This window comes from Actinobacillus equuli, assembly GCF_900636745.1.
In the GTDB taxonomy this organism is placed as follows: domain Bacteria; phylum Pseudomonadota; class Gammaproteobacteria; order Enterobacterales; family Pasteurellaceae; genus Actinobacillus; species Actinobacillus equuli.
In genome coordinates, this window is sequence record NZ_LR134310.1 from 1,840,808 (window position 1) to 1,865,596 (window position 24,789).

Here is a 24,789-nt window from a genome sequence, read left to right on the forward strand (position 1 = left end):
AATAAAAAAGCGGTCTGTTCTTGCAATTTTTTTGCAAAATCAGACCGCTTGTCGATTATAAGTTTCTTAACGCTTCGATACGTTTTTCAAGTGGCGGGTGGCTCATAAATAATTCTTTAGAACGTACGCCGTTAATCATGAATGCCGCGAGAGAACCTTCCATTTCTTGTGGCTCGTGTACGTGTTGTAAACGCTGTAATGCCGCAATCATTTTCTCTTTGCCGACTAATTGTGCCGAACCAGCGTCCGCACGGTATTCACGGTAACGTGAGAACCACATCGCAATCATGGTTGCGATTACACCGAAGATCATTTGTAAAGCGATATCCACAATCCAGAAAACTAAGGTGTTTTGTGTGTTATTACCGTTTTCATCTTTACCGCTTGCAACAGCGGTTGAAATCATTCGAGATAAGAAGATAACAAAGGTATTCAACACGCCTTGTAGTAACGTCATCGTTACCATATCACCGTTTGCAATATGTGCGATTTCGTGTGCGACAACTGCTTCAGCTTCGTCTTCCGTCATGTTGTCCAATAAACCGGTACTTACTGCGACTAATGAATTATTTTTTGTTGCTCCGGTTGCAAATGCGTTGACATCGGCAGAGTGATAAATCGCAATATCCGGCATTGGAATGCCCGCTTGCTGTGATTGACGTTGTACTGTATCAAATAACCATTGTTCCGCATGATTACGAGGTTGTTGAATAACCTCTGCGCCAACGGAACGTAATGCCATGCTTTTTGACATAAATAATGAGATTAAAGAACCCGCGAAACCAAATAAAAGCGACATCACTAAAATACCCGCGGTGCTACCGCCTTGAATGCCGGTTACTTGGAAAATGATGTTTAATACAATACCAAGTACAAAGGTAATCGCTAAGTTAGTTAATAAAAATAAGACAATTCTTTTTGCCATAGATAGATAAATCTCCAAAAAAGAGTGAGGAAAAACTGGTCATTAAATGGGGCAATTTTATAAGAATTCAAGCCTTTAGCAACAATTATTCCCATAAATTTAACTGTTTTTTAACTTTTTCCGTCGGGTAATGTACCGAAAGCCCGATTAAGCGTACCGAACGATGATTCGTCCGTTGCCAAACTTGTTGAAGTAATTCGATAAAACGCTCGAGTGAGAGTCCGTCAGTGGTACGTTCCAAGGTGGTTTGCGTAAAGTCGCCAAACTTTAGTTTGATACCTAATTTTTTAAACTCTTGTAATGAACGTTCGCCCCAATTTCGTTGTAGCCGAAAAACCAGTTTTTTAAACAGCTCATCAACAATTTGCTCCGCTTCCGCTAAATGCCAAATATCGGTCGGTAACGTATTTTCGACTGCTAAGGATTTTCGAGGACGATTTACTTCGATTTTTCGGTTATCAATTGCGTGGCTGAAGTCCCAAAGTCGTTGCCCGAATTTGCCAAATGTCTTGTAAATAAAGGCTTTATCGCGGTGTTGAATATCGCCGCAAGTGTGTAATCCCAGTTGTGCTAATTTTTCATTGGTTACCTTACCGACACCCGGGATCTTTTTTAGCGGCAAATCATAAATAAAAGCGGTCATATTTTCCGGAGAAATGACAAATTGCCCGTTAGGCTTGTTTTGATCCGAAGCGATTTTTGCCAAAAATTTGAGCGGGGCAATGCCGGCGGAGGCAGTTAAATGTAACTCGTTCCAAATTGCCTCTCGAATTTCTTGAGCAATCCAAGTGGCAGAGCCGGAGCATTGTTGGCAATCCGTCACATCTAAATAAGCCTCATCTAATGAAAGCGGCTCGATGATATCGGTATAACGGCGAAATATTTGATGAATCTGCTCAGAAACTGCTTTGTATAACGACATATTTACCGGCACTAGAATCAGATTCGGGCAGCGTTTTAACGCTTGTGCGGTTGGCATTGCACTGTGTAAACCGAATTTTCTGGCTTCATAATTACAAGTGGTCAATACGCCTCGACCTTCAATGGAACCACCAACGGCAACAGGCTTGCCGATTAACGCCGGATTTTCTCGCATTTCAATCGCAGCATAAAAACAGTCCATATCGATGTGAATGATTTTGCGTTGCATTGCCATATGATTTCGATTACTTATAATTTAGCTGTATATAAAAACAGTTTTATTTTATGGGAGTACCGTTAAAATTTCAACTCAAAAAATACATAATGATAAGGAAGATGAAATGTTATACGGTTTGGCGATAGTGCTGATTCCCTTGTTTTTAGGCTATTTATTTAAAGTCGGTAAAGGCAAATTACAGGTTGTTAATCAGGTCGTAAATATTTGTTTATATTTGATTTTATTTGTGATGGGTATCTCGCTAGGGCAATTAGATGATATTGGCAGCAAATTACCACAAATCGGTGGGATTGCACTCGGTTTGAGCTTAATTATTCAATTTTCGAATATTATCGGTTTAGCGATTTACGATAAATGGCAACCGATGGTTCGTGAAGAAGTAAATCCGCAAGAAATCCCTTCTCGTTGGGTAATGCTAATGGATTCGTTTAAATTAATCGGCACTACCATTGCAGGTGGGGTAGTCGGTTTTGTGACGAAGGGGATATTAGATTTTCCATTACACGCTAGTACTTATGTGTTAGAAGTGATGATCTTCGGTGTCGGTATTCAGCTGCGTAATAGCGGGATTCCGTTACGAGAAGTTTTTTTTAATAAACGAGGCATTTATACTTCTTTAGTAATGATTGTTAGTAGCCTTGTTGGTGGGGTTATTGCCGCTTTGGCATTAGACTTAAGCATTGTACAAGGACTCACTTTTGCTTCGGCATTCGGTTGGTATTCATTATCTAGCGTATTAGTCAATGACGCTTGGGGGCCGATATACGGCAGTATTGCCTTCTTTAATGACCTTTCCCGTGAAATCTTCTGTTTATTTACCATTCCGTTTTTTATGCGAGCATTCCCTTCTACCGCAGTCGGATTAGGTGGGGCGACGTCATTAGATTGTATGTTACCGGTGATTCAAAAATCGGGCGGTACGCAAGTTGTGCCGCTGGCAATCAGTTTCGGCTTTATTGTGAATTTGGTTGCACCATTATTATTGGCGTTATTTATCGGCTTAGCCGGATAAAACAAAATGGCAGGGTTATACCTGCCATTTTTTGTTTGGCTTAATCCACTTTTAGTAATTTGGCTAATGCCAACGACTTCCGTTCAATTTCTTGCCATTCCGATTGCGGCTCCGATTCTTCAACGATACCTGCGCCAGCATAGAGTGTAATGCAATTTTGTTCAATTTGCGCGGAACGCAAAGCAACGCAAAATTCTGCCTCGTTCGGTTGTAAATAGCCGAATGTACCGGCATACCAACAACGAGTGAATTGCTCATATTCGGCAATAAATTTTTTCGCTGCTTGACGAGGCAAGCCTGCAACCGCAGCGGTCGGATGAATACGAGCAAGACAATCGGCATCACTCATATTTGGTTTTAATTGGGCAGCGATTTTACGGCGTAAATGTTGCACATTATGCAGACGCTTAATTTCCGCTTGGCTGACGACGATTTCCGTTATGCAATCTTCCAGATTCATCTGAATGTCATCCACAACCAATTGATTTTCATAAATATTTTTAGGATCAGTGAGTAACCATTCCGCATTTAATTCGGTTTGTATTGCACTTTCCGTTACCGGGGCGGTACCTGCTAGTGCTTCCGTATTAAATTGATGACCTTTTCGATGGTATAAACGTTCCGGACTTGAGCCGACAAAGGCGGATTTCGCATTTTCCGCCCAAATAAAGTGATAACAACCTAAATTAGTGGTTTGACTCGCTGCAAGTAGATCATAAGCAGATAGCTCATGTTCAAATTGCAATGTTTTCGCATTGGCCAGTACCACTTTGTTAAATTTGTGTTGTTGAATATGATTAATTGCTCGCTCAATATTTTGTTGCCAACTATCAAAATCGTAAACGGAAGTCAGCGAAAGGAGATTGTTTTCCGTTAATTCAAGCGGTAAGGTTTGGGTGAAATTTGCAAAAAATTGTTCAAAAATGACCGCTTGTTGAGCTAATTCAGTTTCACTCAAGTAGAAATAAGCGGTCAGATTTTGCTGATTTTTTACTAATTGCAAGCGAGGCAGAATAAATTGGCAGTTGCCTTCAAATTGAATGCCGCCGACTAAACCAAGCTGCGTTTGTGTTACAAATTGCTGCGCTTCTTCAAGGCTGGAAAACGATTTAGCGGTTCCGATACTGGCAATGGTCTGATCAGTGTCGCGAGCTTGCCAAAAAAAATGCGGATAATTTTCCTGCGCCTTTAACCAGTTCAATAAAGCAACATTTTCTTCAGGAAATGGCACGGAGGCTTGATATTCAATCAAACCGAAGTGTGTTTTGTTTTCTGTAGGTTGTTCGCTAAGTTGTTGTTTTAATTGATTAAAAATAGACATTTGCAAAATTTCTAAAGAATTTAACCGCTAGTTTTTAGCTATTGTAAAAAAAGGTGATTATTTTAGCTTATTTCCTCTTTAAATTCCTACCAAATCAGAGTAAAGTTGAACAATTTTCTACAATAAACAACCAATTTACCTAAAACATAACAGGACAAACACAATGGAACGTTTCCCTAAATCAGATAAATTAGCACAAGTTCGATATGATATCCGTGGGCCGATTCATAAAGAGGCGATTCGCCTTGAGGAAGAAGGGCATAAAATTTTAAAATTGAATATTGGTAACCCAGCGCCATTCGGTTTTGAAGCACCGGATGAAATTTTAGTTGATGTGATTCGCAATTTACCGAAAGCGCAAGGTTATTGTGATTCAAAAGGTTTATATTCGGCACGTAAAGCGGTTGTTCAATATTATCAATCAAAAGGGATTCGTGGCGTAGATGTGAATGACGTTTATATCGGTAACGGTGTATCGGAATTGATCACAATGTCGATGCAAGCATTGTTGAATGATGGTGATGAAATTTTAATTCCGATGCCGGATTATCCGCTTTGGACGGCAGCATCAACCCTTGCGGGCGGTAAAGCGGTGCATTATCTGTGTGATGAAGAAAACGAATGGTTTCCGGATATTGAAGATATTAAAGCGAAAATCACACCTCGCACCAAAGCCATTTTGGTGATTAACCCGAATAACCCGACCGGTGCGGTTTATAGCCGTTCTGTTTTATTAGAGATTGCCGAAATTGCTCGTCAGCACAATCTCATTATTTTTGCTGATGAGATCTATGAAAAGATCATTTATGACGGTGCGGTGCATCACCATATCGCAGCACTTGCGCCGGATTTATTATGTGTAACTTATAACGGCTTATCGAAAGCCTATCGTGTTGCCGGTTTCCGTCAAGGTTGGATGGTATTAAGCGGTCCGAAAAATCATGCGAAAGGATTTATTGAAGGCTTGGATATGTTGTCTTCAATGCGTTTATGCGCCAACACCCCAATGCAACACGCAATTCAAACGGCATTAGGTGGTTACCAAAGTATTGATGAGTTCGTGTTACCGGGCGGACGCTTGTTAGAACAACGAGACAAAATGTATGAGTTGTTGGTACAAATTCCGGGGATTTCTTGTGTGAAAGCAAAAGGTGCGCTTTATATGTTCCCGAAAATTGACACGGAAATGTATGGTATTAAAGACGATGCGAAATTTATTTACGACTTATTACAAGCGGAAAAAGTATTGCTGGTACAAGGCTCTGGCTTTAACTGGCATAAACCGGATCACTTCCGTGTCGTAACTTTGCCTTATGCGCATCAAATTGAAGAAGCATTGGGACGCCTCGCTAACTTCTTAAAAAATTATAAACAATCTTAATCTTTTCTCTGCCTCATCCACGGGGCAGATTACTTTTATCTATCTATATGCAACTCGGTATTATTTATTCACTTTCTGCTTCCGCATTATTCGGCGGAATGTATTATCTTGCCACTTTATTATGCCCGCTTTCCGGCGAGAGCTTATTCGGCATTCGTATGGTTGTTACCTTGCCGTTTTTGTTTTTAGCAATTTTTGTATTAAAGAAACAACATGAATTTTTTGCTTTTGCAAAGCGTTTGAAACAACAACCTCATTTAATTTTCATTATCTTAATCACTTCAGCGATTGTCGGCTCACAAATGTGGCTTTTCTTGTGGGCACCAAACAGTGGTAAAGCCTTAGAAGTTTCAATGGGTTATTTGCTGATGCCGATCGTCATGGTGGCTTTCGGACGTTTGGTTTATAAAGAAAGTTTATCCCGTGTTAAATGGCTGGCGATTATTTTTGCAACATTAGGTGTGTTAAATAGCGTCATTTTTGCCGGTGGTATTTCTTGGGAAGGCGTTTTTGTTTTTGTTGGTTATCCTATTTATTTCCATATCCGTCGGAAATTCCAGCTAAGTAATATTTATAGTTTTATCTTCGAAATTATGTTCCTGATTCCAATTTCGCTGTATTTTATTTGGAATACCGATATGGATTTTATTTATGCGCAAAATCCGAATATTTACTACTTTATTGCGATTTTAAGCGTAGTAAGCGGCACAGCGCTGCTTTCTTACACATTAGCCAGCACCATATTGCCGTTTAATGTACTTGGCTTATTAGGTTACTTAGAGCCGACATTTATGATGATTATTTCATTTTTAATCGGTGAGCGATTGGATCCTAATTCCTATTTTTTGATGACTTGTTTGGTGATCGCAGTATTTTTCTTAATTTTAGACGGTCTTTTCAGTATCCGAAAACAGCGTAAAAAAGTGATCGCGGAGAATTAAATGTTAAAGGGCATCTTATGCTGTATGAGCGCCAACTTCTTATTTGGCTTGGGCTATTACTTTGCGATCTTATTACGTCCGCTCAATGGCGAAAGTATGTTTGGCTTCCGTATTGTGGTGCTAGCGCCCTTTATTTTATTGGCGATTTTACTGTTTAAACAAACGGCGAAATTTCAGCAGCTTTGGCAAAAAATCAAGCAAAATCCACCGCTTGTCTTAGTGCTGTTATTGCTTGCCTTGAATACCGGCATTCAGCTTTGGTTGTTTTTATGGGCGCCGAATAACGGACAAGCGATTGAAGTTTCGATCGGTTATTTATTACTGCCGATTGTAGCGGTAGCATTGGGTAAAATTGTGTTTAAAGAACATTTTACCCTGTTAAAATGGCTGTCACTTGGCTTTGCGGTGATCGGTGTGGTTTCCAATATTTGGCTGACCGGTTCGTTTTCGTGGGCGACCATTGTTGCCGGTGTTGGTTATCCGCTGTACATTACGCTACGCCGCTATTTCGGTATTAATACGCTCGCCACCTTTTTCGTTGAATTGCTGTTAGTGATGCCGTTTGCCGGTTATTTTATTGCTCAAACCGATATGCAGCCGATTCTTGCTGACAATCAGCATATCTATTATTTCTTGGCACTGTTCGGCTTAGTCAACGGTGCGGCGTTTATTTTATATATTGCTTCCAGTAATTTATTACCGGTCAATGTGCTTGGTTTACTCGGTTATGTGGAACCGCTGGTGATGCTTTGCGTTTCGTTTATGATCGGTGAAGTATTGGATTCCAAATCCTATCTGTTAATGATTTGCTTAGCGTTAGCGATTACTTTATTAACCATTGATAATTTTAGATTGGCACGCAAGTGATTGAATGCGCTTTTATGACAAGCGGTCAAATTTGTATGATTTTTTGCAAAACCTCATAGGACAATAGATAATAAGCTATTGTCCTTTCATTTTTATAGATTATGTCGAAGCTAGTTAGAGTGGCATTGCCTGTGCCGTTACATCGTTATTTTGATTATTTGCTGCCGCCGTTTTTGTCGGCAGTTAAAGGCGTGCGTGTTGAAGTGCCTTTCGGTAATCAAACGAAAATCGGCGTGGTGGTGGATTTCCCTAAAACAAGCGATGTTTCCGAAGATAAGATCAAACCGATTAAAGCGGTATTAGATTTAGAACCGATTTTTGACGAGGAAATTTGGGCATTGATCCGTTGGGCGGCTCGTTATTATCACGCCCCTATCGGTGAAGTGGCGATCAATGCTTTGCCGGTGAAATTGCGCAATGGTGATAGCACCGAGAGATCGCAGCCAGATTACTTTGCGGTTACCGAAGCCGGACGTGCGGCATTGCTCTCGGGTGAGAATAAACGGGCAAAAAAACAACAAGATTTACTGGCGGAACTGGCAGAAACTGCAAATTTTTTTGAAAAACCGACCGCTTGTAGCCAATCGGCTTGGAAAGGGCTATTGGAAAAAAACTATATCGAACCGGTTAATGTGCCGTTTGAGCCGCAACATTGGCAAAAAAAATTGCAAAATCGACCGCTTGTAAACTTGCAGAATCGACTGGTATTAAATAAACAGCAAACCTTGGTCGTTAGCCGTTTAACGGTACAAAACGGCTTTGAAACCTTTTTATTAAACGGTGTGACCGGCTCGGGTAAAACTGAAGTGTATCTGCAAGTGATTGAAGAGGTGTTAAAGCGAGGCGAACAAGTGTTGGTGTTAGTGCCGGAAATCGGACTGACCCCGCAAACGGTACAACGATTTAAAGCGCGTTTTAATGTTGAAATTGATGTACTACATTCGAATATGAATGAAACCGAACGCTTGAATGCTTGGTTGCGAGCAAAAAACGGTGAAAGTGCGATTGTGATTGGCACGCGTTCGGCATTGTTCAGCCAGTTTGAGAAATTGGGTTTAATCATTATTGATGAAGAACACGATAGTTCTTTCAAACAACAAGACGGCTGGCGTTATCACGCAAGAGATTTGGCAATTTTACGGGCAAAAAATTTACATATTCCGATCATTTTAGGATCTGCAACCCCAAGCTTAGAAAGCGTGCAGAATGCTCAAAACGGCAAGTTTATCGAACTATCTTTAACTGCCCGTGCTGGTAATGCTCAACAGGCGAAACAGCAACTGATTGATTTAAAAACACAGCGTATTACCGCCGGACTTTCCGACCGCTTATTAGCGATGATGAAACAGCATTTGGAGCAAGGCAATCAGGTAATGTTGTTTTTAAATCGTCGTGGCTTTGCGCCGGTTTTGCTCTGCCATGAGTGTGGCTGGATGTGTGAATGTAACGCTTGTGAAAAGCCTTACACTTATCATCAGAAACAAAAAATCTTGCGTTGTCATCATTGTTCTTCGCAGCGAGTGATTCCTCGCCAGTGTGGACATTGTGGCTCAACCAATCTGATTACGACCGGAGTGGGGACGGAGCAGTTGGAGCAAGTACTAAGTGAGCAGTTCCCAACTTACCAAATTAGCCGTATCGACCGAGATTCCACTGCTCGTAAAGGGGCGTTGGAAAATCACTTAAACGATATCCGAGAAGGCAAAAGCCAAATTTTGATTGGTACGCAAATGTTAGCGAAAGGACATCATTTTCCAAATGTTACATTGGTAGCGATTGTGAATGTAGATTCGGCACTGTTTTCGACCGACTTCCGTGCGGAAGAACGTTTGGCACAGCTTTATGTGCAAGTAGCAGGACGTGCCGGACGGGCGGAAAAGCAGGGCGAAGTGGTGTTACAAACGCATTATCCGGAACATCCGTTGCTCAAGACTTTGTTAGAACAAGGGTATTTGGCGTTTGCACAAGAAGCGTTAAAAATGCGTAAAGTGATGGGCTTGCCGCCGTTTGCTGCGCAAGTGTTGTTACGGGCAACCGGTAAAGACAATCAACAAGTGGTAAATCTTTTGCAAAATTTGACCGCTTATTTTCAGCAAAAATGTACGGAACTCGGTTTGCAGGATATCCAGCTTCTACCGCCTTTTTCCGCACCGATGGCAAAAAAAGCAGGGCATTATCGCTGGCTGTTATTAATTCAGCATCGCTCAAGAGGCGTATTACAACAGTTGATCGATCAATTTGATTTGGATAAAGCCAATTTAGGCTTACAAAATAATATTCGTTTAACCTTAGATATCGATCCGCAAGAAATCGGCTAACAGCGGATTCATACGATAAGCGGTCTGATTTTCCTCGTTTTTTGCAAAAAATAACGAAAATCAGACCGCTTGTGATGTAAGGCTAAAGGGATTCTTTTAGATAGCCCATCCATTCTTTTAGTGAAATCATCACACTGCTCAATGCTCCGGCTTGCGGAAGATAATAGAAATAATTGTAGTAATCTTCCGGTGTGACTCCTGCGCCGGTACTCGCCGGCAGCACTTCAAAACCTTGTTTTTCAAACAACATTTTGGCGCGTTTCATATGCCATTGATTGGTGACCAAGACAATTTTATTGATGCCTTCTTTAGCTAACATTTCACGAGAAAATTGCGCATTTTCTTTGGTGGTTTTCGCTTTTTCTTCCAACCATTTTGCTTTTACTTGGAAGAATTGTTCAAATTCTTTTGCCATCATTGCTGCTTCGGAATTGCCGTTCGGACTGCTTCCGGTCACTAAAATCGGTAGTGATGTTTCTTTAGTTAAAAAAGCCCCATAACGCATACGATCAAGGGTGGAATCGCCGGTAGCAATGTTGCCGAATAATTCTTGGCTGTCTCGCATACCGCCGCTTAATACCACGATTGCTTGCGCAGTTCGGTAATCATCAAGGGTTAAATTATCATTTGTCACTAATGAATCACTGAGCTTGGTTGCAACAAGAGGAGTGCTGATCAGATACAAGACGATAATGCCGAATGCGGCTAGGAAACGGCTTAATTTTTTGTAGTGAAAACGTGCGAGTATCAGAGAAAGGATCCAAAGTAGCGCAATGCTAAACGGCGGTAAGATAATTGATGTCAGCAGTTTGGTTAGAAAAAACATTGTTGCTCCCGATAGATAAATATTTTGCGTATTTTCTACGATTTATTGCTAAAATGCACATTCTATTTCTCTTTAAGTGAAAGATACGATGAGAAAAAAAATTGTACTAATAGGTGCCGGCGGTTATGCCAAGTCTGTTTTGGACTCGTTAGATGAGCAACAGCTCGAATTCTGTGGGTTTATTGATAATTTCAAACCGACCGGTTGTTCGCACTTGGGCTATCCGATTCTGGCGCACACGATTCAAGAGTTTGAACAGCGAGATCAATATTGCTATTTCGTTAGTATTGGCAATAACGAGCATCGATTTGAAAAATTTTTAGCGTTAACTCAGTTAGGTTGTGAAATTGTCAATGTGATTGATAAAACCGCAATTGTGTCCAACCGTTCTCAACTGGGGAAAGGTGTATTTGTCGGTAAGATGGCAATCGTGAATGCGGGGGTAACGGTCGGTGATAACGTGGTGATCAACACCAAAGCTTTAGTTGAACATGGTTGTTTTATCGGCAATCACTGCAATATTTCCACCAATACGACACTAAACGGTGATGTGATTGTCGAAGATTTCGCTTTTGTCGGCAGCTCGTCCGTGGTGAATGGTCAGCTACGTATCGGTGAAAAAGCGATGGTAGCTTCCGGTGCGGTGGTGATTCGTAATGTCGAACCTCGTACTGTGGTGGCGGGCGTACCAGCTAAATTTATTAAAGAACATAATCATTAAGAAAAGTCTCTATAGGAAGCAAATTAAATGAGTAAAGTATTTATCGTGGCGGAAATCGGTTGTAACCATAATGGTGACCCAGCGTTAGCGAAAAAAATGGTGGATGTGGCGAAAGAATGTGGCGTGGATGCGGTAAAATTCCAAACCTTCAAAGCGGATAAATTAATTTCAAAATATGCGCCAAAAGCGGAATATCAAAAAGTCACGACCGGTACAGCGGATTCTCAATTAGAGATGACCCGTAAACTGGAATTACCTTATGATGAATTTGTGAAATTAGAAGCTTACGCACGTTCATTAGGTTTAGAAGTGTTTTCAACACCGTTCGATTTTGAATCGATTGATTTCTTAGCCGGCCAGCAGCAAAAAGTGTGGAAAATTCCATCAGGTGAATTAACCAACTTGCCGTATTTAGAAAAAATTGCACGTTTACCGATTGAAGGTAAAACTATTGTGATTTCAACCGGTATGGCAACGATTGAAGAGACTAAACAATCGCTTAAAGTCTTGGAAGATAATGGGATGGCGAAAAAAGACATCACCATTTTACACTGCAATACCGAATATCCGACCCCTTACGAAGATGTGAACTTAAATGCATTCCATCAATTAAAACAGGAATTCGGCGAATACAGTTTAGGTTTCTCAGACCATTCTGCAGGCTACTTTGCCGGTCTTGCGGCAGTGCCTTACGGTATTACTTTCATTGAGAAACATTTTACGTTAGATAAAAACTTTGAAGGCCCGGACCATAAAGCTTCGGTCACGCCGGAAGAATTAAAATTATTATGTGAAGGCATTCGTGCGGTAGAAAAATCGCTCGGCTCTTCAGAAAAAATCGTGACCAATTCGGAAGCGAAAAACAAAATCGTGGCGCGTAAATCAATTATTGCCGCTCGCCCAATCAAAAAAGGTGAAATTTTTACCACCGATAACATTACCACCAAACGCCCGGGCAACGGTATTAGCCCAATGTTCTGGTATGAGGTATTAGGTAAAGAAGCGGAACAGGATTTTGAAGAAGATCAGCTGATTGCCGACAGTCGTTTTGAAAACCAAATGTAATTCTCGCCCCCATTTGGGGGCATTTTTAGCTTATAAGCGGTCAAATTTATGAAAAAAATTGCAATTATCACAGCACGTTCCGGTTCAAAAGGGTTGCCGAATAAAAATGTGTTATTGGTCGAAGGTAAACCGTTAATGGCGTATTCGATTGAAGCGGCGATTGAGTCTGGCGAATTTGAAAAAATTATTGTGAGTACAGACTCGCAAGAATATATTGATTTGCTTGCACATTATCCGATTGAATTTATCAAACGTGCGCCGCATTTAGCCGGCGATAAAGCCAGCTCATTTGTGGTTATCGAAGACGTGCTACAACAATATCAATCGACCGTGTTTGATTATTTCGTGTTATTGCAACCGACCTCGCCGCTTCGTACCGCACAGCATATTCAAGAAGCGTGTGCCAAGTTTGAAGCGCAGTTTGAACATTTCGATTTTTGTGTGTCGGTCTCTGATGCGCACAAGCCGACCACATTAACTCGCCCGATTGAAGAAGACGAAAGTCTGAAACATTTCCAATTGGATTATTCCAATTACGCTCGTCAGCAATATCATCCGGAATATTCGCCGAACGGTGCAATTTTTATTGCAAAACCGACCGCTTATCTTGAGCAGAAACATTTCTATGGTGCGAAATCATTGGCTTATTTTATGGATAAGGATGTTTCTATTGATATTGACGATCGTAAAGACTTCGAATATTTCTACTTCATTATGCAACAACGCCAGCAAGAAAAATTGCAGTTGGAGCGCATCCGTATTCGTATTCTAAGTAAAAAAGAACTCTTTACACAAAATACAGACATTACTTTAGTCGGACATTCGATTTTAGATCAGTGGCAGCTTCAATCGCTAAATAGCAAAAGCGTGTGTAACCTCGGGTTTTCCGGTATCTCTGCGAAAGAATATTTGGCTGAAATTATTGATAAAGGCTTAATTAAAACATTAGGTAACGATGTTATCGTGATGTTAGGCACAAATGATTTGACTCGCCATGGTGAGACGAATGAGTCTATTTGTCGTGCCATTCAAGATTTGATTGCTAAACTCAAAGCGATTCGTTCGGATATCAATCTTTACTTTTTAGAAATTACTCCGGTTGCTTTTAGAGCGGAACGTAATAACGAGAAAATTATCGCACTGAATCAATTACTAAAAGCGTCATTAACCGATGTGATTTGGGTAGATTTATACCAAGCATTTTGTGACCAATACGGCAAACTTGCGATGGCATTTACCACAGACGGTCTACACTTAAACGCAAAAGGCTATGAAAAATTGACCGCTATTTTGGAACAAGAGATTAAGTAATGAAACGAATTGCGTATATAACAGGTTCGAGAGCCGAGTACGGCATCGTAAAACGCCTACTAAAAAAATTAAATGAAGATCCGGCATTGGATTTTTCATTGGTGGTGACTGCAATGCACCTAGATGCCCAGTACGGCAATACGGTGACGGTTATTGAACAAGATGGCTTTGAAATCGCCGCACGTATTCCACTTACACTGAATGCAGAAAATAACCAAACCATCATTCATTCGATGGCGGAATGTTTAGATCATTTCGGGGCGCATTTTCAGCAACACAAATATGATGCAGTGATGGTATTAGGTGATCGTTATGAAATGCTTGCGGTGGCAACGGCGGCGGCAATGCACAATATTCCGTTGATTCATTTACACGGCGGTGAACAGACACTTGGTAATTATGATGAATTTATTCGTCATTGCATTACCAAAATGTCAAAGCTGCATTTAACTGCGACCGAAGAATATAAAAAGCGTGTGATTCAGCTGGGTGAAGATCCGAAATATGTACATAACGTAGGTTCATTAGGCGCAGAAAACAGCTTATTGCTCAGCTTACCAAGCCGAGCGCAATTAATTGAAACCCGCCAGATTCCAGACAGTGATTATTTTATGGTTGTATTTCATCCGGAAACGCTCACCGAGCAACCGGTGTTAGAACAAGTGGATCAATTGTTAGCTGCGTTAGATCAGTTTAAAGACCGTTATCAATTTGTGTTTATCGGCTCAAATTCGGACACCAGTGCGGATCAAATCTTTAACCGTTTCCAAGCTTATACTGCTCAGAACGGTTATTGTTTCTTCACTTCGGTGAAACCGGAAGAATATTTAGCATTGATTAAATATTCGAAAGGCTTAATTGGTAATAGCTCGTCTGGTTTATTGGAAGCACCAAGTTGTGGTGTTGGCACGGTGAATATCGGCAACCGTCAGCAAGGACGTGTACGTGGCGAAACGGTGATTGACGTGGAAACGACCACCGAAGCGATTAAAGCAGGTATTGAGCAATTAATCTCAGCGGATTTTCAGCAGCGTTTACCGCAGATGACAAATCCGTATTATCAAGAAAATGCGATGGAAAAAGCTTATAAAGTGATTAAACACTTTTTGAATGACGTTGAAAAAGATCGACCGAAAGCTTTTTACGATCTTCCTTAAAAATTGAACCGCTTGTTTGCCTTACAAGCGGTTAATTTTCTTTATTTTTTTGCAAACTATGAAAGCTGTAAAAGATAGTGTTATTTACCTTGGCGGTGAGTTGATTTCAAAAGCCGTTCCTTTTTTGCTATTGCCTTATTTATCTCGTAAGCTAGGGGTTCAGGGTTATGGCGAATTGTCGTATTATCAGACCTACCTTGTTCTTTTCCTGATTTTAGTTGGGTTAAGCCAAGAAGGTGCGGTAGCGCGTTATTTTTATTTTTATGGAAAACGTTCGCTGAATTTGGTTGTCTCAACCGGATACGCCTATACTATATTGGTCGGCTCGATTATTTTGGCAGTTTGTTGGTACTTTAAGGCCGAAATCATTGCTTATTTGGCGATCTCTGCGGTGTTTCAATCGTTTTTAGCGGTGCAGTTGAGTGTCCGCCAATGCCAAAAACAAGCGATTCCGTATATGGTTATTCAATCACTGACGAGTTTTGTTTCTGTAATTCTGACAGTGGCGATGTTGGAGTTTTATCAAACGGACCTGGTGGAAAAACGCATTTTAGCGATTTTGTTTGGTAATTTGATTGTATTCTGTTTAGCGTACTTTCTGTATTCCAGAAAAATTACCCGCAACAGACGCTTCAGTTTGCATCAGCATAAGCTTGGGTTAATGTATTTATTAGGGTTTGGTGTGCCGCTGTTGTTACATCAAGCAAGCTTTTATTTAAAAGGGCAGTTGGACAGAATTTTTATTTTCCATCAATTTAGCCAAATTGATTTAGGGCTTTATGCAATGGGGGCGCAAATTGCCGCAATTTTAATGATTTTATTGCAGGCATTAAATAAAGCGACTCTTCCTTATTTTTATGAGGGATTAAAACAAAAAACAATTACGCTGAATAAAGTGCATAAATGGGCGGCTTATTCGTTATTATTTGTGCCGATTCCTTCATTAGTTATGTGGATGATCCCTGAATCAGTGGTAGTTTGGCTGTTAGGGAATCAATTTATTGGCACGAAGTATTTTATTATCTTATTTTTATTATCAACTTCGTTAACTATTCCCTATTTTATTTTGGTAAATTATTTGTTTTATTACGGAAAAAATAAGATTATTTCATTTTCTTCGGTATTATCTACCGTAGTGTATGTCATCAGTTTATTATTGTTAGCGAAGACCAAAATTGAGTATGTGCCTTATGCGAGTATTATTGGCGGAGCAAGTTTACTGCCAATTTTATATAGCATGACTAAAAGAGTGAGAACGGAAACTTAATGAATTTAATTATTTGCCATACACCTTTACAAGTGCTTGTGGCGGAAAAAATTATGCAGAAATACCCGGAACAGGAATTTTTCGGCATCATGTTTACATTTGAATCTTATAATAATCATAAGTTTCAGAATTATTGGGAGCGATTTAGCAAGCTTTGCAAAGAAGCCTTCTTATTTAGCTATCCAAAGTCCGGCAAATTGAGCTTATTAATGGCGTTATTACGTGCCAAGCGAAAAGTAAAACATTTCAATGTTGAAAAATTATTTGTAGCAAGTATTGATGATCAATTCGTTCAATTGATTTGCAGTACGGTGAGTTTTAAGCAGCTACATACATTTGATGACGGTACGGCAAATATCGTACCGAATAGTATTTATTATCAAGATTCGCCGAAAACATTAAAGCGTAAAATGGTGAATTGTTTATTAGGAAATCGCTATAGCACTCAAACCTTAAGAGCATTATCGAGTAAACATTATACGATATATCCGAATTTACCGAACATTATTGAGAATGTTGAAGCGGTTTCTTTTGCAAAATTAACGCCAAATCAGACCGCTTGTCAGCACGAACCAATTAAGTTATTACTTGGCCAGCCGCTTTTTGATGATGCCAAGGAAAATATTGCGTTGGCAGAGCGAGTTATTCAACAATTTGGAATTACGGCGTATTTACCCCATCCTCGAGAACGCTATCGTTTGACTGAGGTTGAATATATTAATACGGATTTAATTTTTGAAGATTATATTTACCAAGCAGCGAACGAACAAAAATATATTATATATACTTATTTTAGCGGTGCGGTATTGAACGTAATGAATCATCCGAATATTGAAGTGGTTTCAATTCGACCTCAATTAAATAATCCGGTGTATTTGGCTTGTTATAATTTGTTTGAACAAGTTGGCATTAATATTGTTGATATTTAAAAAATGAAAAAATATTTAATTTCTTTAGCAAAAGATAGCGCACGCCGTGAACTGTTTTTCTCTCAACCGGATACGGTGGATTTTCAAGTATTTGATGCTATCAATACGATGTCGGTCGAATGGCAAGAACTTGCACAAAAATATGATTTAACCAAATTTGAGCAACGCTATCAGCGTAAAGCAACAAAGGGTGAAGTGGGCTGTACATTTAGTCACTTGGGCGTGTACCAACAAATCATTAATGATGAAAGCATTGCCGAACAAGAATATTGTTTGGTATGTGAAGATGATGCACTTTTTAATCAAGATTTCCAATCCACGCTAGATAATTTGGTTCGACAGGATTTAACGGCGGATATCGTATTAATTGGGCAATCTAAAATTTTAAGTTTTGAAGATCCATTGTTGGAAATTGAATTTCCAACTACCTTTAAGCAACAAATGAAGCCAATTGATAATACGGCTTATCGTGTGGCGTATCCTTATAGAAATTATTATGCGGGTACGGTTGCTTATTTAATCAAAAAATCCAGTGCTAGAAAATTTTTAACAACGGGAGCATTACCGTTTTGGTTAGCGGATGATTTTATTTTATTTGAGCAGCAATGGGGATTGGATATCTTAGTGGTTCGCCCTTTAATGGCAATTGAAAATCCGGTCTTAACCAGTAATTTGGAAGGCGCAAGAGCTTCGCAACAGCAAGCTACTTTTAAGAAAATTTTAAAATATCCGCTGAAAAAATTATTAGCAATTAAACGTAACGCTTTTAACTAGAGAAAATATGAGCGCATTAATTAATTTGTTTTATATCTATGACCCATGGGTAATGCACTTTATTCGAATGGCATTCGTGGCTGGGGCATTTTCTTGTGTATTACTTGCTTATCGTTGGTACCAAAAACGAATTGACGGTATTCGAGTACCGGTTGATAGTGTTGCGGTGATTTTTGCATTAATAGCATTATCGGCAGTGCCTCTTCTGATTAACGGCACGAAAGATTTTTCCGTATTGATTATGTATTCGAAAACCTTGATTTTATTTGGTTTCGGGATTGTGATTTATAATCTGTTTTATAGCCGTGCCGATAAGCAGAATCAACTGGTTAACGATCTAAAATGGGGGATTGGTACACAAGCGCTTATTGGTATTTTGGGCTTAACCGGAATCGCTATTTTTTCGGACATTGCCTTGGGTACAAATATGAGTTTATTTTTACCTAAATTTAGAGGCTCAGAGCAAGAATATCGTCTGTATAACATTACTTCCGCTGCCTTTTTCCAATTAAGCGCTTTTTATTTGATGCTGCTTAATTTTATGTTGGCATACAATGCGAAACACAATAATATGCACGGTGTTTTCGTGTTATTGATCTTATTTATCGGGGTGATCTCCGGACGGACATTTTTTACATTTTCCGTGCTAAGTATATTGCTCTATTTTAAATGGCGTTACGTCCCTTACCTGTTGCTCTTTGTTGCAATTGTATTGGGATTAGCGATTTATTTGCCTGAACATCCTTATGTTGCACACGCCTTAGAACCGGTGATTAATATTTTATCAGGCGCGGATCGAGTAAGTTCTTCGACCGATACTTTGATGAATAAACATTTATTTTTACCGGAAATTAAGCAGATTTTAATGGGGGACGGCTATTACTATACGCCAGAGTTACATTATTATGGCGGCTCGGATTCAGGTTTTATTCGCCAAACATTATATGGTGGACTCGGCTATGTATTGGTTTGTTTTGCCTTTACCGCTTATTTTGTAAAACGTATTGCGGATAACTGGTTTGATGGAAGCTGGAAATTTACGCTTTCTACACTGTTTATTCTGAGTGTTTTAAATATTAAAGCTGACACTTATGCTTATCCGGGCATTATGTTAGTGCTACTTATGTTTTTATCGCTCTTTGGCGATAAAGGTAAACAGATTGTATTGTTAAAAAGAAAAGATGGAAAAAATGTTTAGTATTATTGTGCCGTCTTATAATCGTGCGAATGAAATTCCGGCATTGCTAGCTAGTCTTGAGCAGCAGACGAAAAAGAATTTTGAAGTGATTATCGTGGACGATTGCTCTACACAAGCGGTCGTTATTGAGCAAAATTTTGCATTTCCGGTCACAGTAATTCGTAATGAGACGAATAAAGGGGCGGCCGGTAGCCGTAATGTTGGGGCGGAACAAGCCAATTATGAATGGTTGCTATTCCTTGACGATGATGATCGTTTTGCTTCGCAAAAATGTGAAGTACTTGCTCAAGTTCTGGCACAACACCCTCAAGCGAATTTTGTCTATCATCCGGCCGAGTGTGTGATGGTAAATGAGGGATTCAGTTATGTAACCAAACCGTTTCCTCCGGAAAAGTTGAATTTAGATGCAATGTTGCTTGCCAATAAAATTGGTGGAATGCCGATGTTTGGTATCAAAAAATCGTTCTTTTTTGAATTGGGCGGTTTAGCAACGGATTTAAAGTCGTTGGAAGATTATGAGTTTGTGCTGAAATTAGTCTCTAGCTCAAACTTTGCGCCGGTCTTTGTGGAGCAACCTCTCAGTATTTGTGGTTTCCACACTAAGCGTTCCAGTGTTTCGACTAATACGACGAATACCGAATTGGCATTAGTTGCAATTCGCCAAAAATATGTGAAAACGGATGCGCAAGCAGCAAATTTTGATATGAATTCGCTGTATATTTTATCTTACCCTTGTGCGATGAATCTTTCCCGCCAAGCGGCAAGTTATTATTGGCAAATGTTCACACGTAGTTACAGCTTGAAACATTTAATTATCGCAATAGTTACGTTTATCTCGCCAAAATTGGCAATTAATATGAAAAGGTTTATTTAATGAAGTTCTCTGTTTTAATGTCTTTGTATTTCAAAGAAAGTCCGCAGTTTTTAAGAGAATGTTTTGAAAGCTTAAAAGCGCAAACTCGACCGGCAGATGAAATCGTGGTGTTATTTGACGGTAAAGTTACACCGGAACTGGATGCAATTGTGGTGGAGTATGAGCAACAATTGCCGATCAAAGCGGTGCGTTTTGAGCAAAATCGTGGCTTAGGTAAAACGCTTAATGACGGTTTGAATTATTGTTCGCACGAATGGGTTTTCCGTATGGATACCGATGATATTTGCTTACCGGAACGTTTTGAAAAACAAGTGGCTTTTATCAAACAAAATCCGGGTACGATTATCTTTGGCGGGCAAATTGCCGAATTTGGTGAGAATATTCAGGATATTGTTGCTTATCGAAATGTACCGACCAAAGCGGAAGAAATCGTCAAATTTACCCGCTTGCGTTGCCCGTTTAATCATATGACAGTTGCTTATAAAAAGTCGGCAGTACAAGCCTGCGGTGGCTATCAAGATTTACAAGAAGACTATAATCTTTGGGTAAAAATGGTGGCAAACGGCAATAACGTGGCGAACTTAGCCGATTTATTAGTATATGCTCGAGTAGGCAACGGCATGGTAAGCCGCCGACACGGTTGGAATTATTTTAAAAGTGAATGGCGTTTAATGAAGCTAAAAAATGAATGTAAAATTCACGATCCGTTAACCGGATTCGCAATCTTCTTAATGCGAGGTCTACCGAGAATTTTACCGCTTGGCGCATTAAAAGCAATTTACAGCTTAACTCGTAAATAAGTAAAAGGCGTATCGAATGATACGCCTTAATTTTTTATTGATTACGTAGAATCTCATTCATTAATTGTAAATCAATATGGCAATAACCGTTCGGGTTCTTATCTAAATAATCTTGATGATATTCTTCCGCTGGGAAATAATGTTCAAGTTTGGTATTTTCTACCGCAAGTGGCTCTGCATATTGTGCTTGTAAATCGGCAAGTGCTTGATTGATAACCGGAATATCTTGCGGATCAACATAATAAATCCCGGTACGATATTGAATCCCTTTATCTTCACCTTGTTGATTCACACTTACCGGATCAATTACTTTAAAATAGTAATCTAGTAATTTTGCCAAGCTGATTTTATCCGCATCGTAAGTCACTTTAACCACTTCAGCGTGACCGCTACCGGCACAAACTTCTTGATAAGTCGGATTTTCAGTATTGCCGTTTGCATAACCTGATTGTGCATCAATCACGCCATTAATGCGTTGCATAAATGCTTCCGTGCCCCAAAAGCACCCGCCCGCCAAATAAATTTCTCGAATGTTCGCCATATTTTCTCCTGCTTGTAAAATTTTCACGGAATTTAACCGCTTGTATTAAGTATTCATAGCATATAGTGATTTATTGGGGAGTACAAGGTGTGAATTTCTATTGAGTCAAAGGTCTTTTCAATGAGAAAAAACGTATTTATAAAGAACCTAAATACTTCTTAGTCAGGAAACGTAACGTGATTTACTTCTCAAATTTAAAATCTCGTGTGTTTAACAATAAAATTTTAGAGATTTTTTGTGTAAAAAAAGGTATAGTGGCGGAACTTTTTTACATGTCATTTTCTTTTAAAATGATGTTTTCATTCCTTTTACTTTTTGAGGTTTTTTTCAAATGGGTGCGTTAAATAGTATCTTAGGTATTGTTGTACTCCTGCTTATTGCGTTTGCATTATCAAATAACCGTAAGGCAATTAGTTTTCGTACAGTATTAGGTGCATTAATTCTACAAGTTGGGATTGGTGCGGTAATCCTTTATTGGGAAACGGGTCGTAAAGGCTTATTAGCGGCAGCGGAAGGTGTAAGTAAAGTTATTAGTTATGGTAACGATGGTATCAGCTTCTTATTTGGTGGCTTAGTAAGCGATAAAATGTTTGAAGTATTTGGCGGCGGCGGTTTCGTTTTCGCATTAAAAGTTCTTCCTCCAATTATTTTCTTCTCATCTCTCATTTCTGTACTTTACTATTTAGGTATTATGCAGATTGTTATTCGTATCCTTGGTGGTGCGTTACAAAAAGTATTAGGTACATCAAAATCAGAATCAATGTCTGCGGCGGCAAATATCTTTGTTGGTCAAACAGAAGCACCTCTTTTAGTAAAACCTTACATTAAATCAATGACTAACTCTGAGTTATTTGCCGTAATGTGTGGTGGTTTAGCTTCGGTTGCCGGTGCGGTAATGATTGGTTATGCAGGTATGGGCGTGCCACTTCCGTATTTAATTGCGGCATCATTTATGGCGGCTCCGGGCGGGTTATTATTCGCTAAAATTCTTCATCCGCAATCAGAACAATTTAAAGATGAATTAAGTGATGATGATATTGAAGAAAAACCTTCTAATGTAATTGAAGCGGCTGCGGTCGGTGCATTCTCAGGTATGCAATTAGCAATGAACGTAGGTGCAATGTTGTTAGCATTTATCGCATTAATTGCAATGCTTAACGGCTTTATCGGTGGAGTTTCTTCACTTATCGGTTATGAAAACGTGACATTACAATCACTGTTCGGTTATGTGTTCCAACCTTTAGCATGGTTAATCGGTGTACCTTGGGGTGCAGAATCTCAAGTTGCAGGTTCATTAATCGGTCAGAAATTAATTTTAAATGAATTCGTAGCTTATGCTGATTTCGTGAATTACTTAAAACCGGAAGCAGCTGTTGCATTAAGTCCGAAAACGATTGCAATTATCACCTTCTCACTATGCGGTTTTGCAAACTTAAGCTCAATCGCAATCTTAATCGGTGGTTTAGGTGGTATGGCACCAAGCCGTCGTGGTGATGTTGCTCGTATGGGGGTTAAAGCAGTCATTGCAGGTACACTCTCTAACTTAATGAGTGCAGCGATTGCCGGTTTATTTATCGGTATCGGCGGAGCGGTAATGTAAGCGTTATCACTTAAGTAAATGACACCACTGGAAACAGTGGTGTTGTTGTTTTAAGGTTAGGTAAACGTTTGCGTATGGTCTGTAAGACTAAGCGGTCTAATTTTTCTATATTTTTACAAAAGTAAAACGGAGGCTCGTATGAGTTTAAAAGATTCGGCAAAAATCGCTTTATCCTTAATGGATTTAACTACATTGAATGACAATGACACGGATGAGAAAGTAATTTCTCTTTGTCAGCAAGGTAAGACGGAATTCGGTACACCGGCAGCAGTATGTGTTTATCCGCGTTTTGTGCCGGTTGCTCGTAAAGCGCTAAAAGCACAAGGTACGGAGCAAGTTAAAATTGCCACGGTAACTAATTTCCCGCATGGTAATGATGATATTGAAATCGCAGTTGCGGAGACCAAAGCTGCTGTGGCTTATGGTGCCGATGAAGTGGATGTGGTGTTCCCTTACAAAGCATTAATGGCAGGTAATGAGCAAATTGGTTTTGAGCTGGTTCAACAATGTAAGGCGGTTTGCCAAGCATCAAACGTATTATTGAAAGTGATCATTGAAACCGGCGAACTAAAAACCACTGAATTAATTCGTAAAGCAAGTGAGATTTCAATTAAAGCAGGTGCGGATTTTATTAAAACCTCAACAGGTAAAGTACCGGTAAACGCAACTTTAGAATCAGCACGCATTATGTTAGAAACCATTCGTGATTTAAACGTAGCGGATAAAGTCGGCTTTAAAGCGGCGGGCGGCGTGAAAACAGCGGAAGAAGCGGAGCAATATTTAGCGCTTGCACAAGACATTCTTGGAAAAGATTGGGTGAATGCGGATCACTTCCGTTTCGGTGCTTCAAGTTTATTAACAAACTTGTTAGCGGCTTTAAATGGACAAGCAAATCAAGAAGTAAGCGGCTACTAAGATAAGCGCTTTAAATTTATTAATTTTTTACACACAAAATAGCAACAATAGAGGAAATTAACAATGACTCCACATATTAACGCGCCAGCAGGTGCATTTGCAGATGTAGTAATTATGCCGGGCGATCCACTTCGTGCTAAATACATCGCAGAAACATTCTTAGAGAATGCGGAACAAGTAACGGACGTTCGTAATATGTTCGGTTATACCGGTACTTATAAAGGTCGTCGTATTTCGGTGATGGGTCACGGTATGGGTATTCCTTCTTGCTCAATTTATGCAAAAGAACTGATTACAGAATACGGTGTGAAAAAAATCATCCGTGTAGGTTCATGTGGTGCAGTACGTCAAGATGTAAAAGTTCGTGATGTAATTATCGGTACAGGTGCTTGTACAGACTCAAAAGTAAATCGTATTCGTTTCCGTGATAACGATTTTGCGGCAATTTCTGACTTTGATATGACACTAGCAGCAGTACAAGCAGCAAAAGAAAAAGGTGTTGCAGTACGTGTTGGTAACTTATTCTCAGCAGATTTATTCTATACACCGGATGTGGAAATGTTTGACGTTATGGAAAAATACGGCATTTTAGGTGTAGAAATGGAAGCAGCTGGTATTTATGCTGTTGCGGCAGAATACGGTGCGAAAGCGTTAGCAATTTGTACGGTTTCAGACCATATCCGTACCGGCGAACAAACTTCATCAGAAGAACGTCAATTAACTTTTAATGACATGATCACGATTGCATTAGAATCTGTATTAATCGGTGACCAAGCGGAATAAGCGGTCAATTTTCCGAATTATTTTGCAAATCCTTCGAGGTGAAAATCTCGGAGGATTTTTTATATGTGATAGGCAATGTTAAAATTAATTGAATGTTTATTCAT

Annotated in this window: 23 protein-coding genes; 18 read left to right on the forward strand and 5 right to left on the reverse strand. The window is 39.6% G+C overall.

Annotated elements, in window-relative coordinates:
- Positions 1–55 precede the first annotated feature (55 nt).
- Both htpX and dinB read right to left on the reverse strand, forming a co-directional pair.
- Positions 56–925, reverse strand: coding sequence for a protease HtpX (gene htpX, locus EL121_RS08660; RefSeq protein ID WP_039196171.1), 870 nt, complete (start codon positions 923–925; stop codon positions 56–58).
- Between the two features lie 85 nt (positions 926–1,010).
- Entirely contained in the window at positions 1,011–2,081 is a 1,071-nt protein-coding gene (gene dinB / locus EL121_RS08665; protein ID WP_039196174.1) for a DNA polymerase IV, read from the reverse strand.
- Between the two features lie 106 nt (positions 2,082–2,187).
- On the opposite strand from dinB, the gene EL121_RS08670 reads away from it, so the two are divergent.
- Positions 2,188–3,096 (forward strand): lysine exporter LysO family protein, encoded by a 909-nt coding sequence (locus EL121_RS08670; RefSeq protein ID WP_039196175.1) that lies wholly within the window; start codon positions 2,188–2,190, stop codon positions 3,094–3,096.
- Between the two features lie 40 nt (positions 3,097–3,136).
- On the opposite strand, the gene EL121_RS08675 is transcribed toward EL121_RS08670, so the two are convergent.
- Positions 3,137–4,417, reverse strand: a complete 1,281-nt coding sequence (locus EL121_RS08675) for an isochorismate synthase (RefSeq protein WP_039196176.1) — start codon at positions 4,415–4,417, stop codon at positions 3,137–3,139.
- A 163-nt stretch (positions 4,418–4,580) separates the two neighbouring features.
- Between EL121_RS08675 and EL121_RS08680 the strand changes: the two genes are divergently transcribed.
- The 4 genes from EL121_RS08680 (at position 4,581) to priA (ending at position 9,924) form a co-directional block, all read left to right on the forward strand.
- On the forward strand, positions 4,581–5,798 hold the full coding sequence (locus EL121_RS08680) for a pyridoxal phosphate-dependent aminotransferase (protein ID WP_039196177.1): 1,218 nt from the start codon (positions 4,581–4,583) through the stop codon (positions 5,796–5,798).
- Positions 5,799–5,845: 47 nt separating this feature from the next.
- The gene (gene rarD / locus EL121_RS08685) at positions 5,846–6,739 is read left to right on the forward strand and encodes an EamA family transporter RarD (RefSeq protein ID WP_039196178.1); all 894 of its coding nucleotides are present in this window, start codon (positions 5,846–5,848) and stop codon (positions 6,737–6,739) included.
- Positions 6,740–7,606 carry an EamA family transporter RarD gene (rarD, locus tag EL121_RS08690; RefSeq protein ID WP_081978348.1) on the forward strand — a complete coding sequence of 289 codons (867 nt, stop codon included), beginning with the start codon at positions 6,740–6,742 and terminating at the stop codon, positions 7,604–7,606.
- A gap of 101 nt (positions 7,607–7,707) precedes the next feature.
- Positions 7,708–9,924 (forward strand): primosomal protein N', encoded by a 2,217-nt coding sequence (priA, locus tag EL121_RS08695; RefSeq protein ID WP_414843481.1) that lies wholly within the window; start codon positions 7,708–7,710, stop codon positions 9,922–9,924.
- Positions 9,925–10,006: 82 nt separating this feature from the next.
- On the opposite strand, the gene EL121_RS08700 is transcribed toward priA, so the two are convergent.
- The gene (locus EL121_RS08700; protein WP_039196182.1) at positions 10,007–10,750 is read right to left on the reverse strand and encodes a YdcF family protein; all 744 of its coding nucleotides are present in this window, start codon (positions 10,748–10,750) and stop codon (positions 10,007–10,009) included.
- Between the two features lie 88 nt (positions 10,751–10,838).
- Between EL121_RS08700 and EL121_RS08705 the strand changes: the two genes are divergently transcribed.
- Genes EL121_RS08705 through EL121_RS08750 form a run of 10 tightly spaced genes read left to right on the forward strand, consistent with a single transcriptional unit; the run spans position 10,839 to position 20,846 of the window.
- Positions 10,839–11,471 carry an acetyltransferase gene (locus EL121_RS08705; RefSeq protein WP_039196184.1) on the forward strand — a complete coding sequence of 211 codons (633 nt, stop codon included), beginning with the start codon at positions 10,839–10,841 and terminating at the stop codon, positions 11,469–11,471.
- A 27-nt stretch (positions 11,472–11,498) separates the two neighbouring features.
- A complete protein-coding gene (gene neuB, locus EL121_RS08710; protein ID WP_015674393.1) occupies positions 11,499–12,536 on the forward strand; it encodes an N-acetylneuraminate synthase in 1,038 nt (345 codons plus the stop codon).
- Between the two features lie 48 nt (positions 12,537–12,584).
- Complete coding sequence (locus tag EL121_RS08715) at positions 12,585–13,847, forward strand: cytidylyltransferase domain-containing protein (RefSeq protein ID WP_039196187.1); 1,263 nt, start codon at positions 12,585–12,587, stop codon at positions 13,845–13,847.
- Complete coding sequence (neuC, locus tag EL121_RS08720) at positions 13,847–15,004, forward strand: UDP-N-acetylglucosamine 2-epimerase (protein ID WP_039196190.1); 1,158 nt, start codon at positions 13,847–13,849, stop codon at positions 15,002–15,004. Before EL121_RS08715 ends, neuC begins: the two co-directional genes overlap by 1 nt.
- A 58-nt stretch (positions 15,005–15,062) precedes the next feature.
- Positions 15,063–16,271 carry an oligosaccharide flippase family protein gene (locus tag EL121_RS08725; RefSeq protein ID WP_039196191.1) on the forward strand — a complete coding sequence of 403 codons (1,209 nt, stop codon included), beginning with the start codon at positions 15,063–15,065 and terminating at the stop codon, positions 16,269–16,271.
- Complete coding sequence (locus EL121_RS08730) at positions 16,271–17,200, forward strand: glycosyltransferase family 52 (protein WP_039196193.1); 930 nt, start codon at positions 16,271–16,273, stop codon at positions 17,198–17,200. Before EL121_RS08725 ends, EL121_RS08730 begins: the two co-directional genes overlap by 1 nt.
- 3 nt (positions 17,201–17,203) lie before the next feature.
- On the forward strand, positions 17,204–17,974 hold the full coding sequence (locus tag EL121_RS08735) for a glycosyltransferase family 25 protein (RefSeq protein ID WP_039196195.1): 771 nt from the start codon (positions 17,204–17,206) through the stop codon (positions 17,972–17,974).
- A 7-nt stretch (positions 17,975–17,981) separates the two neighbouring features.
- On the forward strand, positions 17,982–19,172 hold the full coding sequence (locus EL121_RS08740) for a hypothetical protein (protein WP_039196197.1): 1,191 nt from the start codon (positions 17,982–17,984) through the stop codon (positions 19,170–19,172).
- Positions 19,165–20,046, forward strand: coding sequence for a glycosyltransferase family 2 protein (locus EL121_RS08745; RefSeq protein WP_039198938.1), 882 nt, complete (start codon positions 19,165–19,167; stop codon positions 20,044–20,046). Before EL121_RS08740 ends, EL121_RS08745 begins: the two co-directional genes overlap by 8 nt.
- Positions 20,046–20,846, forward strand: coding sequence for a glycosyltransferase family 2 protein (locus EL121_RS08750; RefSeq protein ID WP_039196198.1), 801 nt, complete (start codon positions 20,046–20,048; stop codon positions 20,844–20,846). The genes EL121_RS08745 and EL121_RS08750 overlap by 1 nt, the downstream gene beginning before the upstream one ends.
- Before the next feature lie 34 nt (positions 20,847–20,880).
- Here the strand turns inward: EL121_RS08750 and msrA are convergent, their stop codons facing one another.
- Positions 20,881–21,387: a peptide-methionine (S)-S-oxide reductase MsrA gene (gene msrA / locus EL121_RS08755; RefSeq protein ID WP_039196200.1), complete on the reverse strand. Its 507-nt coding sequence runs from the start codon at positions 21,385–21,387 to the stop codon at positions 20,881–20,883.
- A 331-nt stretch (positions 21,388–21,718) separates the two neighbouring features.
- Between msrA and EL121_RS08760 the strand changes: the two genes are divergently transcribed.
- The 3 genes from EL121_RS08760 (at position 21,719) to deoD (ending at position 24,685) form a co-directional block, all read left to right on the forward strand.
- A complete protein-coding gene (locus tag EL121_RS08760) occupies positions 21,719–22,987 on the forward strand; it encodes a NupC/NupG family nucleoside CNT transporter (RefSeq protein WP_039196202.1) in 1,269 nt (422 codons plus the stop codon).
- Positions 22,988–23,125: 138 nt separating this feature from the next.
- The gene (gene deoC / locus EL121_RS08765; RefSeq protein WP_039196204.1) at positions 23,126–23,902 is read left to right on the forward strand and encodes a deoxyribose-phosphate aldolase; all 777 of its coding nucleotides are present in this window, start codon (positions 23,126–23,128) and stop codon (positions 23,900–23,902) included.
- Positions 23,903–23,965: 63 nt separating this feature from the next.
- A complete protein-coding gene (gene deoD / locus EL121_RS08770) occupies positions 23,966–24,685 on the forward strand; it encodes a purine-nucleoside phosphorylase (RefSeq protein ID WP_039196206.1) in 720 nt (239 codons plus the stop codon).
- Positions 24,686–24,789: the final 104 nt, after the last annotated feature.